Origin of the sequence: Clostridium sp. AM34-9AC (assembly GCF_003480225.1) — a bacterium.
Lineage (GTDB): Bacteria > Bacillota > Clostridia > Lachnospirales > Lachnospiraceae > Acetatifactor > Acetatifactor acetigignens.
Genome location: NZ_QUIU01000012.1, coordinates 97472 through 110759 on the forward strand (window position 1 = coordinate 97472; position 13288 = coordinate 110759).

Consider the following 13288-nt stretch of genomic DNA (forward strand, 5'->3'; position numbering starts at 1 on the left):
TAGGCATCAAAGTCGGGGGCTTTTGACCCCGACATCATAAATAAAACGGAAGCGAAAGGAGATTATTCCAACATGAAACAGATCCAGGGCGGTGTCACCGCAGCAAAAGGCTTTGAGGCAGCAGGTGTGGAGGCTGCCATTAAATATCAGAATCGTAAGGATATGGCACTGATCGTGAGTAAGGCACCTTGTACCGTAGCCGGTACTTTTACCTCCAATGTGGTAAAGGCGGCTCCTGTACTGTGGGATAAGCAGATCGTGGAACATTCTGCATTTGCACAGGCAGTGGTAGTCAATTCGGGAATCGCTAATGCCTGCACCGGCAAACAGGGACTGGACTGCTGTGAAGCAGAAGCAAAATGTGCCGGAGAACTGTTGGGTGTGCCCACCGATGCCGTACTGGTTGCATCCACCGGTGTCATCGGTATGCAGATTCCCGTAGACAAGATCACCGCTGGCATCGAGAAACTGGTGGCAGCCAAGGCAGATACTCTGGAGGCTGGCTCCGATGCAGCCCATGCCATTATGACCACCGATACCATTTCCAAAGAGATCGCCATCGAGACACAGATCGGTGGCAAGACTGTGACTCTGGGCGGTATGTGCAAGGGTTCCGGTATGATCCATCCGAATATGTGCACGATGTTAGGTTTTGTAACCACAGATGTGAAAATTTCCAAGGAGATGCTGCAGAAGTGCGTCAGCGCAGATGTAGTGGATTCCTTCAACATGATCTCCGTGGATGGAGATACTTCCACCAATGATACACTGCTGGTGCTGGCCAACGGTATGGCTGGCAACGAGGAGATTACCGCAGAGGGCGAGGATTACGACAACTTCTGCAAGGCACTGCATGAGATCACCACATTCCTGGCAAAGAAAATGGCAGGAGATGGCGAAGGCGCCACAGCACTGTTCGAGACCAAAGTAATAAACGCAGTCAGCAAGGAAGATGCCAGAACTCTGGCAAAATCCGTGATCTGTTCTTCTCTGACCAAGGCAGCTATCTTCGGACATGATGCCAACTGGGGACGTATCCTCTGTGCACTGGGTTATTCCGGAGCCAAATTCGACCCGGAAAATGTGGATCTGTATTTTGAGAGCAAGAGCGGCAAGATTCATATCTTCGGTAATGGTGTGGCATGTGATTACAGCGAGGAAGAGGCCACGAAGATCCTCTCCGATCCGGAAGTCACTGCACTGGTGGATATGCATATGGGTGAGGCAGAAGCTACCGCATGGGGCTGTGATTTAAGCTATGATTATGTGAAGATCAATGCGGACTATCGTTCCTAAAAAAGAACGACCGGAAAGATAAATGACAGGCGGATCACGGTATCTGCGGAAATGAGGATAAAAATGGAAAAAGATATGGAACAGGTAATGAAAAAAGCAGAGGTGCTGATCGAGGCGCTTCCTTACATACAGAAATTCAACCGTAAGATCATCGTGGTAAAATACGGCGGCAGCGCCATGAGCAATGAGGAACTGCAGAAAAACGTCATCAAGGACGTAACGCTGTTGAAACTGGTAGGTTTCAAGCCCATCATCGTTCACGGCGGCGGTAAGGAGATCAGCCGCTGGGTCGGCAAGGTCGGAAAAGAGGCAAAGTTCGTCAACGGTCTGCGTGTCACCGATGAGGAGACCATGGAGATCGCGGAAATGGTACTGAACAAGGTAAATAAGAGCCTTGTGACCATGGTGGAAGAGCTGGGCGTGAAAGCAGTAGGTGTCAGCGGTAAAGACGGCGGCCTGCTTCAGGTAGAGAAAAAATATTCCGACGGTCAGGACATCGGGTATGTGGGTGAGATCACCGGCGTGAATCCGGATATTCTCTTTGACATGCTGGAGAAGGATTACCTGCCCATCATCGCTCCCATTGGACTGGACAAGGATTATCACACCTACAATATCAATGCGGATGATGCGGCCTGCGCTATCGCAAAAGCAGTACATGCGGAGAAACTGGCATTTCTGACGGATATCGAGGGATTGTACAAGGACATCAATGACAAGTCCACATTTATTTCCAGATTGACAGCTTCCGAGGCAGAGGGACTGATCCACGACGGTTACATCGGCGGTGGTATGCTGCCGAAGCTGAACAACTGTACTTCTGCGATCCGCAACGGTGTAAACCGTGTGCATATTCTGGATGGACGTCTGGCACACTGCCTGTTGCTGGAGATCTTCACCAATCAGGGTATCGGAACTGCGATCGTATCCGATGAGGAGTGAAAAAAGTGTGCAGAATAAGCCTGGCAGCTTATTCCGCACCCGGCTATTTGTGCCGCAGGCGTCACAAAGTAGCCATTATCGCAAAACCAAATTAGAAATTTGGTTTGCGTTTCCTTGACGAAAAGAACGTCTGCGGAATGGAGAGGAAAAATGAGCGACACCATGAAAGAATATATTGCAGAGGCGGAAAAAGACCTGTTGCATACTTATAACCGGTATCAGATTGTTCTGGACAAGGGCGAAGGTGTACATCTGTATGATACCGACGGTAAAAAATATCTCGATTTCGTAGCGGGAATCGCTGTATTTGCCCTGGGCTATCAGAACAAGGCATACAACGATGCGCTGAAAGCACAGATCGACAAGGTGATCCACACCTCCAATTATTATTACAACGTGCCTGCCATCGAGGCGGCTCGTAAGATCAAAAAAGTATCCGGCATGGATCGTGTCTTTTTCACCAATTCCGGTGCGGAAGCAGTGGAAGGTGCCATTAAGGCTGCCAGAAAATATGCGTATCTGAAGGATGGCTGTACCGACCATGAGATCATTGCCATGAATCACTCCTTCCACGGCAGAACCATGGGAGCTTTGTCAGTAACGGGCAATCCCAAGTATCGTGAGGCGTTCCAGCCCATGATCGGACATATCAAATTTGCAGAACTGAATGATTTCCAGAATGTGCTGGATCAGGTGACAGACAAGACCTGTGCCATCATTATGGAGACTGTACAGGGCGAGGGCGGACTGCGTCCCGCTAATGAAGAATTCTTAAAACAGGTTCGTGATCTGTGCGATGAGCGGGATATCCTGCTGATTCTGGATGAGATCCAGTGCGGCATGGGACGTACCGGTTACATGTATGCATGGCAGCGCTTCGGCGTGAAGCCGGACATCATGACTTCTGCCAAGGCACTGGGCTGCGGTGTACCGGTAGGTGCATTTATGATGACGGAGAAAGTAGCACAGCATTCTCTGACAGCGGGAGATCACGGAACCACCTACGGCGGTAACCCCTTAGCCTGCGCAGCAGTGGAAAAAGTGCTTGATTTATTCGAAGAGGACCATATAATAGAACATGTGAGAGAGGTGGCTCCCTATCTGGAACAGCGTCTGAACGAACTGGCAGACAAGTATGACTGTATCAAAGAACGCCGTGGTGTGGGACTGATGCAGGGACTGGTATTTGACCATCCGGTAGGAGACATTATTAACAGAGCATTGGAGAAGGGATTAATTCTGATCAATGCCGGTGCGGACATTATCCGCTTCGTACCGCCTCTCGTGATTACCCGGGAAAATGTGGACGAAATGATTGCTATTTTGGACACCTGTATCGAATAAGAGGTTTAGGTGAATTTATGTTTTTGAAAAAAAGAATTATCGCTACAGCAGCTGTGATCGCCATGGCTGCTGCAGCTGTTTATGGAAGTACGCAGGAGATGAGTCAGACACAGGAGAGCGGAAGCGGACTGCAGCTGTTTCGAGGAAAGGAGACAATCTATTGCTGGTATTCCGATGAGGCATTGTCCGGTTATATCAATGCGGCAGCAGTATCCTTCGGAGAACAGAACAGTGGAGTTCGTGTGATTCCCGTACTTACTTCTGACAGTGAATATCTGGAAGCTATCAATCAGGAGACCCTGCATTCCGATCAGATACCGGATATCTACCTCTTGAGCAGTGACTCTCTGGAAAAGGCTTATCTGGCAGGACTGGCATCGAAAGTGCCTGACACTGTGGGAATCTGCAATACAGACCATTTTTCCCAGGCGGCTCTGTCTGCGGTAACCTATGATCAGAAGCTGATCGGTTACCCGGTTTATTTTGATACCAGTGCGTTGGTATATAATGAAGATTATCTTCGAACCTGGGCAACCCAGCAGGCGGAGAAAGAACTGGCGGGAAGCAGTGAGAATGATGAACCCATAGGGGAAGGAGAAGAGATCATCGAGGAAGATTTTCTTCCGGAAGACCAGACCACGGAACAGGTGACAGCGGATGAGACAGCGGTAAATGCGCTGGCAGAGCAGTATTTCGCGGAAGCACTTCCCTCCACAGTGGATGATCTGCTGAATATTGCAGATACCTTTGATGCACCGGAAGGTGTGGAAGGTGTCATGAAATGGGACGTGAACAATATTTTCTACAACTACTGGATCGTAGGCAACTACATGATCGTAGGCGGTGATCCCGGGGATGACAGAAATGATATTGATATCAATAATCCGGAGACCATTCAATGTCTGGAAGTGTACAAGGCACTGAACCAGTTCTTCTTTATTGAATCCGATACGGTGACTTATGATTCTGTGATCCAGGACTTTATCGATGGCAAGACCATGTTCACCATCGGAACCACGGATGTGGTCAAACGGCTGGAAGAGGCAAAAGCGGACGGCAGCCTTGCATTTAATTACGGAATTGCCCGTATGCCGGATGTCAGCGCCGAACTGCAGAGCAGATCTTTGTCTGTTACGGGAGCGGCAGTCATCAACGGCTATTCGGAACACAAGGAACTGGCGGACTGCTTCGCAGCGTATCTGGCAGAAGGATATGCGGACGGCCTGTATGAACGCTCCGGCAAAATGCCGGCAAGTCTTCAGGCGGCAGAGAATGCAGACAACGGTGCGCTTATGATCTTTGCCGATGAGTATGCGGACAGTGTGTCATTGCCGAAGATGCTAGAGACGGGAAATTTCTGGATGCAGCTGGAAGTACTGTTTTCCAAGGTATGGAACGGTGACGACGTGACTACTCTGGTACAGCAGCTGGACGAGACCATAGCCGGACAGGTAGGTGGTACAGAGAACTAAAACCGTTACAATAAAATATGAATGAACGAACCGGTCACAGGATAGACTACTACTAAAAAGAAAAGGTGGTAGAATCCTATGATCGGTTTTTTGATTGCTTTAGTTTCCGGTGCGCTGATGAGCATCCAGGGAGTGTTCAACACCCAGGTGACGAAATCCACCGGCATCTGGACCGCCAGTGCATTTGTGCAGTTTACAGCATTGCTGGTATGTCTGGGGGCATGGCTGTGTACGGAGCGGACTTCCTTCTTGAAGATAGCGCAGGTGGAGCCCAGATATATGCTTTTGGGAGGGGCCATCGGAGCCTTTATCACCTACACTGTGATCCGCAGTATGGATGCCCTGGGACCGGCCAAAGCGGTAATGCTTATTGTGGTCGCTCAGCTTGCTGTAGCATATATTATCGAATTGTTCGGATGGTTCGGTGTGGAGAAGCAGCCCTGGGAGTGGCGGAAAGCCATCGGCATGGCCGTGGCGATTGTGGGTATTGTGATTTTCAAGTGGAAATGATCCAGAGCTATCCTCGTAGCGGCAATTTTGCGAATGGGGTCTGAATCGTTACCACAAATGCGAAAACGGCTTGTAAATTCCGTGTGATTCCAGTACAATGAAAATTAACAGCATAGAGAGGCAATCCCCTGAAATTTTGTGAAGGAATCAGGAAAATGGAAAGGGGACTATGATGTTTTCGATAAGGTTTTTTAAAACAAAATATGCAGGTTTGATCGGAATGTTTTTCAGTCTGGTGATGTTCATGACCGGCTGTCAGAGGAAGGATGAGGCCATTGTGCTGATTCCATCCGGAGAAGATGTGGCGGAATTTCCCTCACTGGAAGCGGTGGAACAGGCAGCGGAGCCTGCAGGCAGCAGCGTGACAGTGCAGGAACCGGCAAAGGCTGAACCGCAGATGATATATGTCTATGTCTGCGGCGCAGTGCGGGATCCCGGAGTCGTGGAAGTGCTGGAGGGCAGCAGAGCGGAGGAAGCCCTGCGACTGGTCGGAGGTATGACAGCGGAGGCGGATCCTTTTTATGTGAATCTGGCAGAAACGGTGACGGATGGTCAGAAGCTGTATTTTCCAACGTTGGAGGAAGCGGAGACTCTGGAAGCCGAGGTAAAAGCGACGGCGGAGGGACTTGTGAATATCAACACGGCATCTGCGGAGGAATTGTGTGCGCTGCCGGGGATCGGAGCTTCCCGGGCGGCAGATATTGTGCGCTACCGGGAGCAAAACGGAGCCTTTCAGACGAAGGAAGACATTATGAAGGTATCCGGGATCAAACAGAACGCGTACGACAAATTGTGTGATAAGATCACGGTACAATGAGGGCTTATGCCGGGACCGTGAAGAGAAAAGTAAGGGATAGAGAGGTTAAGGAAAGATGGCAGGCAAGAAAGTGCTGGTAGTGGATGATGAGAAGCTGATCGTGAAGGGAATCCGTTTCAGTCTGGAACAGGACAACATGGAAGTGGATTGTGCTTATGACGGTGAGGAAGCATTGCAGATGGCGCATAACAAGGAATATGACATCATATTACTGGACGTCATGCTGCCGAAGCTGACCGGCTTTGAGGTCTGCCAGCAGATCCGCGAATTTTCCAATGTACCGGTGATTATGTTGACCGCCAAGGGTGATGACATGGATAAGATCCTGGGACTGGAATACGGCGCGGACGATTACATAACCAAGCCTTTTAACATTCTGGAAGTGAAAGCCCGGATCAAAGCTATCTTCCGCAGAATGGAGCCGAAAAAAGGAACCACAGAGAACACCGGTATTCTTGAAAGCGGCGATATGAAGCTGGATCGTGACGGCAAAAGAGCCTACATCCAGGGCAGGGAGATCGGACTGACGGCCAAGGAGTTCGAAGTGCTGGAACTTCTGATGCTGAATCCCGACAAGGTATATAGCAGGGAGAATTTGTTGAAGCTGGTATGGGGTACGGATTATCCCGGTGATGTGCGTACAGTGGATGTACATATCCGGAGACTGCGTGAGAAGATCGAGTCCAATCCCAGCGAGCCCAGATACGTGCATACCAAATGGGGCGTCGGGTATTACTTTAATAATAAGTGAGACTATGAGAACCGGCAAAGATAAGAGGAAATGATTCGCCATGCTTGCATGTAAGAATCAATTTCTCTTATCTTTGAAGGTGGCTCGAATAGAGCCACCGCCACGCAAATGAACAAAAGTAGCTGCGAAGCAGCGGAGAGCACGATTTATCGTGCGGTTTTGTGAATGGCGTGGAGAGGTTCGGAACTGAGGTTTTTATACTGTGAAAAAATGGAATAAAGAACGTTTTGCAACTATATGGGAAAAACTGGAGAGCATGATCGCGCTTCGAAGTCTGCGGGCGAGGATCTTCCTGCTGACGCTGGTGATCGGCCTGGTGCCTTGTATTGCCATGCGCCACGGTATCGTGAGCAATTACGAGGATCTGGCGGTGGAACAGCGGACCACAGTGGTACAGAACCAGTTGATGATCCTGGCCAATCATCTGATCAGCAACAATTATTTAAGCAGCCATGGTGTCAGAGAGGACATCGGCAATTCCAGAGAAGTCATCAATGCGGAACTGGAGATGCTGTCCAATCTGTATGAAGGCCGCGTTATGATCATCAACAAGAATTTCAAGGTGGAAAAAGATACCTACGGCATCAGTGAAGGAAAGACCATCATTTCCGAGGAGGTCATCAAATGTTTTCAGGGGGAAAACATTTCCCATTATGACCCGGAGCACGGTTACATAGAAATGACCACTCCCATCATGGATACCACGGCAAACACTACGGACGAAAACGGAAAAAGGAATCCGGATGCCATCCGGGGCGTTATGCTGACCAGCATTTCCAATGACAGTATCGTAAATGCCAAGGAAGTGCTGAATCGTAAGGCGTACATTCTGGAAGTGATCATGATGGTGGCAATCCTGGCACTGGCTATCATACTGTCCAGAGCTTTGACGAGACCTTTCAACAGAGTCACACAGGCCATCAATGCGGTAAAGGAAGGCTTCAGTGATGAGACGATCTCTGTGCCAGATTATGTGGAGACCGTACATATCGTAGATGCGTTCAACCAGCTGTTGAAGCGGATGAAGGCATTGGACGATTCCCGACAGGAATTTGTGGCAAATGTGTCCCACGAGTTGAAAACACCCATGACATCCATCAAGGTATTGTCGGATTCCCTGCTAGCACAGGAAAATGTACCGGCGGAGCTGTATCGAGAATTCATGGAAGACATTGCTTCCGAGATTGACAGAGAGAACCAGATCATTACGGATCTGCTGGCACTGGTAAAAATGGATAAAAAGGTACAGGATCTGAATATTGTATCGTTGAACATCAATGATCTGACGGAATTGATCTTAAAGAGACTGCGGCCCATCGCCCGGAAGAAGGATGTGGAAGTGGTATTTGAAAGCGTCCGTCCTGTGGTGGCAGAGGTGGATGAAGTTAAGATGACCCTGATCATGACGAATCTGGTGGAGAATGCCATCAAATACAATAAGGATCATGGCTGGGTGAAGGTGATACTGGATGCGGATCATCAGTATTTTACCTTTGAAGTCAGTGATTCCGGAATCGGTATCCCGGAGGAGGCTCTGGCACATATCTGCGAGAGATTCTATCGTGTGGACAAGTCTCATTCCAGAGAGATCGGCGGAACGGGACTGGGACTGGCGATCACCAAGAGCGCCGTCCTGATGCACAAGGGATCCCTTACGGTGACGAGTACCGAGGGGCAGGGCTCCTGTTTCCTGGTGAAGATCCCGCTGACATATATCGCCTCTTAGACGGAGCTGTTGTAAGAAAGATTGTGTAGTTATGAAGAGAGTTAAAAAATATGTTTTGACCGGTATGCTTCTGATGTTGTTGGCAGTCCTGACCGGTTGTGGCACGAGAGAGCCGGAGACCGGCAAAAAGATATCGGTGTATTATGTAAATACCGCAGAGACGAAGGTTGAGGTTCATGACCAGTATCTGAACACCAAGACACCGGAGGAACAGTTGGAAGAGACCATGACATTTCTCTCCACCACCCCGGAAAAGCTGGAATATAAGGCGCCTTTTGACATGGGATTTCAGGTTCTGGATTATGAAGTGGAAGACGGAAAACTTGTAATCAATGTGGATAAGGCATATTCCGAACTTTCGGTCACCACAGAAGTACTGGTGCGGGCGGCCGTTGTAAGGACACTGACGCAGCTGTCCAATGTGAAATATGTGACGATTACCGTGGAAGGCAGTCAGTTATATGACAATGCAGGGGAATTGGTAGGCTGGATGAATGCCGAGCAGTTCATCAATAATGACGGTAACGAGATCAACACCTATGAACTGGTGAAGGTAAAGCTGTATTTTGCCAATGCAGACGGTGATAAGCTGATCGCGGCCTACAGAGAAAAGCATTATTCCACCAATACTCCGTTGGAGCGATTCGTGGTGGAGGAACTGATCGCGGGACCCAGCGGACAGATTGAGGGTCTGTACCCGGTGATCAATCCGGAGACCAAGATCATCAATATCCTGACCAAAGATGGCATCTGCTATGTGAATCTGGATTCCAGCTTCCTGACCGTGGTGAACAATGTTTCCACGGAGGTAGCAGTTTACTCCATCGTGAATTCCCTGGTGGAACTGGATAATATCAATAAAGTACAGATCCTGGTCAACGGCGAAGTGCCATCTACCTTCAGCAATTCCACTTTTGAACGGAATCTGGATTATGTAACGACTTTGGAACAGTAAATTTTGAATTTATGCGGGACAGGACTGTTTTTGCGTTGGACTGTCGGAACAGTCCTGACTGTGGGCAGGCGGGATTGCCTGCGGAAGGGAGCTTAATGAGACGACCGCTTTTTATGGCGTGTCTGTGTCTCGTGATAGTGCTCGCCATAGGAAGAATACTGACGGGGGCAGACACCGGGGATGCCGGCGTACTGCCGCCTGACGGAAGTCCGGTGAGGATCACGGGACGGATAGACACAAGAACTTCTGAAACGATTATTCTGAAATCAATTTCTATTATTCAAAACGATCTAAAATATTCCTATTCTGGAAAATTACAATGTGAGTTGACAAACACGCAGGAGGTACAGAGCCTGAGACTGGGCCAGCATATTGTTCTGGAAGGCGTTTTTTCGCACTTCGATGCTGCGACCAATCACGGGGAATTTGACGTGCGGGCCTATTCTGCGGGAAAGGGCATCGGTGGCAGAGTGCGGAAAGCACAGGTTCTGGCAGCGGAGGAGGATTATAGCTTTTTGAGAGAAAAGTTGTTTGCCTTTCGAAGGAGATTACACGACAGACTGGCAAAGGTATTCCCGGAGAAAGAGGCTTCCGTTATGCAGACATTACTGCTGGGGGAGAAGGAAGAACTGGATGCGGAGGTAAAGGCGCTGTACCAGAGGAATGGGATCGCCCATATCTTAAGCATTTCAGGGCTGCATATTACTTTGCTGGGGATGGGATGCTACCGGCTGCTTAAGAGACTGGGGGCTCCGGTCAGAGTGGCAGCAGCGGGAGGTGCCATGACACTGCTTCTGTACGGTATGATGGTGGGCATGAGTGTATCCGCCAGCCGTGCCATAGGAATGTATCTGCTGCAGATGTTGGGGATATTCGTGGGAAGGACTTACGATATGCTGACAGGTGTGGGGCTGTTGGCGGCATTGCTGGTGTTGCAGCAACCGGAGCGGCTTGGGGATGTGAGCTTTTTGATGTCTTTTGGGGCGGTGCTGGGGATCTGCTTGTTGACACCGGTGTTTGCCGGGGATGGTAGGGAAGATAATGCCGGTGTGGAAACGGCCAGTGGCGTGGTGGCAGGGCTTCTGACCGTGACAGATATTCTGGGTGATTCCGCTTACGAGAGGAACAAGTACCGGGAAGGCTGGCGGAAGGTGGTGTATGAAAGGCTTTGGCGCATGGTGTCAGCACTTAAAAGCGGTTTTGCCGCCAGTGCCGGAGTTATTCTTTTTACGCTGCCCATACAGCTCTGGTTCTTTTATGAGATCCCTGTCTACTCGGTATTATTGAACCTGCTGGTGTTGCCCTTTATGAGTGTGGTGATGGCAGGGGGAATCCTGTCATTGATCCCTGGACTGGGAATTGCAGGGACGGTGGATTGTCTGATCCTGTGGTGGTATGAATGGATCTGCGAACGGTTCGGAGAACTGCCGGGAGCGGTATGGTGCGTGGGCCGCCCGGCAAAGTGGCAGATGATCGTTTATTATAGTGGGCTATTTGTGTTGATCATTGGCAGGAATTATGCGGAAAAATGGAAGCGACAAAGACTTTATGTAGCTTATGTGGCGGAAAATAATCATGGAGACGGACACCGCACTGAAAGAGAAAGGCAGCGTCGGGAAACACGCGGAGTGGATGATAGCGGTAGGGGTAGAAAAAGAGAGAGTAACAGAAAAAAGATGCAGCACTCTGACAGGTACTCTGAAATATGTCCCACCAGATGGCGGCATGTTTTAGCAAATTTTTGGTATACATGGCAGGGAGTGATGACATATAGGAACGGAGTTATGTGCCGAATTGTAGCCGCAATGATTTTGGTATTAATAGTTGGTTTACTGACCGGCAATTTTGATCGGGGAAGCCGTGTGACTTTTCTGGACGTGGGACAGGGAGACGGTATCGTGGTGGAGACCGGGCAGGGGGCATATCTTTTTGACTGCGGTAGTACCAGTCGGAGGAAAATCGGTGAATATGTGTTGAAGCCTTATCTCAAGAGCCGGGGAATCCAGTCTCTACGCGGTGTGTTTGTATCGCACCCAGATGAAGACCATATGAATGGCATATTGGAACTGCTGGAGAACGGTGGAGAATGGGGAATTACCGTGGAGCAGATGTTTCTGCCTGCGATTACGGAAGCGGAGCGCAGGGAGGCTTTTGAAAAATTGCTTGTTGCCGCGGAATATGCCGGAGTACCGGTAAGTTACATAAAATGTGGCGATGAGATTAGGGATAGTCGACTCCGGCTGCGGTGTCTGCACCCGGAGGAGAATACGACTCTTGCGGATGCCAATGCCTATTCGGAATGCTTCTACGTGGAGGTATTTGCGAAAGCAGTGAAGTGGGGCGCGGCAGAGGGGATGGAAGCAAGTGGAGAGGGCGGAAGAGCTGCTAGCGAAGTTTACGGTGAGAACGGCAGCTTTGCTGTCGGAGTTACTGGTGAGAGAACCGGTCATGGTGATACCGGTGAAAGGAAAAACTTCGGCGTGGGTGCCGGGAAGCTAAGCATTCTCCTGACAGGGGATGTGGAAGGCGAAGGGGAGCAGCAGCTGACACAGGAATTGCAGACGTTGAAGACGTTACAGGAAGCGAAGATGTTACGGGTAGCGCAGGAATCACAGGCTTTGCAGAATGCGCGGAAATTGCAGGAATCGCAGGAACCGCGAGAACAGCAGGAGTTGTGGGAATCACGGAGACAAGGGGGCTTCAAGGTAGACATCCTGAAGGTAGCGCATCACGGCTCAGGCTATTCCACCAGTTCTGAGTTTCTTGCCGCCGCCGGCCCCGCTGCCGCCATTATCTCCTGTGGTCGTAACAATTCCTATGGCCATCCCCATGCCGCGACGCTACAGCGCCTGGAAGATGCTAAGGTCCCCTGGTACCTCACCACCGACTATGGAGCCCTGACAGTAACCGTCGACAGTCACGGAAACCGGTTGCAAGGGTATCTGAGAAGAAAATAAGCCGTTGGGGTTCTAGGTAGTTGGGGCGTGAGAGGAAGAAAAGTAAGAATAAGCCCCGAGGAAATCGAGAAGCCGGGGCGTGAGAGGAAGAAAAGTAAGAATAAGCCCCGGGGAAATCGAGAAGCCGGGGCATAGGAGAAAGAAAAGTAAGAATAAGCCCCGGAGAAGTCAAGAAGCCGGGGCATGAGAGGAAGAAAAGTAAGAATAAGCCCCGAGGAAGTCAAGAAGCTGGGGCGTAGGAGAAAGAAAAATAAGAATAAGCCCCGGAGAAGTCAAGAAGCTGGGGCGTAGGAAAAAGAAAAGTAGAAATAAGCCCCGGAGAAGTCAAGAAGCCGGGGCGTAGGAGAAAGAAAAGTAAGAATAAGCCCCGGAGAAGTCAAGAAGCCGGGGCGTGAGAGAAGGAAAAGTAGAAATAAGCCCCGGGGAAGTCAAGAAGCCGGGGCGTAGGAGAAAGAAAAATAAGAATAAGCCCCGGGGAAGATAAAGTCTATATAATGGTGTAAATTACAAATCTATAT

General features: G+C 49.8%; 10 protein-coding genes. All 10 read left to right on the plus strand.

The annotated features are described in order from the left end of the window. Positions 1 to 72 precede the first annotated feature (72 nt). The 10 genes from argJ (at position 73) to DW835_RS09150 (ending at position 12770) form a co-directional block, all read left to right on the plus strand. Positions 73 to 1296: a bifunctional glutamate N-acetyltransferase/amino-acid acetyltransferase ArgJ gene (gene argJ, locus DW835_RS09105; protein ID WP_022312416.1), complete on the plus strand. Its 1224-nt coding sequence runs from the start codon at positions 73 to 75 to the stop codon at positions 1294 to 1296. A 63-nt stretch (positions 1297 to 1359) separates the two neighbouring features. Next, entirely contained in the window at positions 1360 to 2238 is an 879-nt protein-coding gene (gene argB / locus DW835_RS09110; protein WP_118538334.1) for an acetylglutamate kinase, read from the plus strand. A 150-nt stretch (positions 2239 to 2388) separates the two neighbouring features. Next, entirely contained in the window at positions 2389 to 3582 is a 1194-nt protein-coding gene (locus DW835_RS09115) for an aspartate aminotransferase family protein (RefSeq protein ID WP_022312414.1), read from the plus strand. A gap of 17 nt (positions 3583 to 3599) precedes the next feature. Then, positions 3600 to 5054 (plus strand): extracellular solute-binding protein, encoded by a 1455-nt coding sequence (locus DW835_RS09120; protein ID WP_118669330.1) that lies wholly within the window; start codon positions 3600 to 3602, stop codon positions 5052 to 5054. 78 nt (positions 5055 to 5132) lie between these two features. After that, entirely contained in the window at positions 5133 to 5564 is a 432-nt protein-coding gene (locus tag DW835_RS09125) for a DMT family transporter (protein WP_022312412.1), read from the plus strand. Positions 5565 to 5784: 220 nt separating this feature from the next. Beyond that, positions 5785 to 6381: a helix-hairpin-helix domain-containing protein gene (locus tag DW835_RS09130; RefSeq protein ID WP_207665418.1), complete on the plus strand. Its 597-nt coding sequence runs from the start codon at positions 5785 to 5787 to the stop codon at positions 6379 to 6381. A gap of 55 nt (positions 6382 to 6436) precedes the next feature. Continuing rightward, positions 6437 to 7132, plus strand: a complete 696-nt coding sequence (locus DW835_RS09135; RefSeq protein ID WP_022312410.1) for a response regulator transcription factor — start codon at positions 6437 to 6439, stop codon at positions 7130 to 7132. A gap of 202 nt (positions 7133 to 7334) precedes the next feature. Next, complete coding sequence (locus DW835_RS09140) at positions 7335 to 8858, plus strand: HAMP domain-containing sensor histidine kinase (RefSeq protein ID WP_347559369.1); 1524 nt, start codon at positions 7335 to 7337, stop codon at positions 8856 to 8858. 31 nt (positions 8859 to 8889) lie between these two features. Then, entirely contained in the window at positions 8890 to 9813 is a 924-nt protein-coding gene (locus DW835_RS09145; protein ID WP_118504088.1) for a GerMN domain-containing protein, read from the plus strand. Positions 9814 to 9908: 95 nt separating this feature from the next. After that, a complete protein-coding gene (locus tag DW835_RS09150) occupies positions 9909 to 12770 on the plus strand; it encodes a ComEC/Rec2 family competence protein (RefSeq protein ID WP_182430285.1) in 2862 nt (953 codons plus the stop codon). The last annotated feature ends 518 nt before the right edge of the window (positions 12771 to 13288 follow it).

What these genes read in the sequence shown, in the direction of transcription:
- argJ (WP_022312416.1), top strand. Translation starts at nt 73, where the DNA reads ATGAAACAGATCCAGGGCGGTGTCACCGCAGCAAAAGGCTTTGAGGCA.
- argB (WP_118538334.1), top strand. Translation starts at nt 1,360, where the DNA reads ATGGAAAAAGATATGGAACAGGTAATGAAAAAAGCAGAGGTGCTGATC.
- DW835_RS09115 (WP_022312414.1), top strand. Translation starts at nt 2,389, where the DNA reads ATGAGCGACACCATGAAAGAATATATTGCAGAGGCGGAAAAAGACCTG.
- DW835_RS09120 (WP_118669330.1), top strand. Translation starts at nt 3,600, where the DNA reads ATGTTTTTGAAAAAAAGAATTATCGCTACAGCAGCTGTGATCGCCATG.
- DW835_RS09125 (WP_022312412.1), top strand. Translation starts at nt 5,133, where the DNA reads ATGATCGGTTTTTTGATTGCTTTAGTTTCCGGTGCGCTGATGAGCATC.
- DW835_RS09130 (WP_207665418.1), top strand. Translation starts at nt 5,785, where the DNA reads ATGTTTTTCAGTCTGGTGATGTTCATGACCGGCTGTCAGAGGAAGGAT.
- DW835_RS09135 (WP_022312410.1), top strand. Translation starts at nt 6,437, where the DNA reads ATGGCAGGCAAGAAAGTGCTGGTAGTGGATGATGAGAAGCTGATCGTG.
- DW835_RS09145 (WP_118504088.1), top strand. Translation starts at nt 8,890, where the DNA reads ATGAAGAGAGTTAAAAAATATGTTTTGACCGGTATGCTTCTGATGTTG.
- DW835_RS09150 (WP_182430285.1), top strand. Translation starts at nt 9,909, where the DNA reads ATGAGACGACCGCTTTTTATGGCGTGTCTGTGTCTCGTGATAGTGCTC.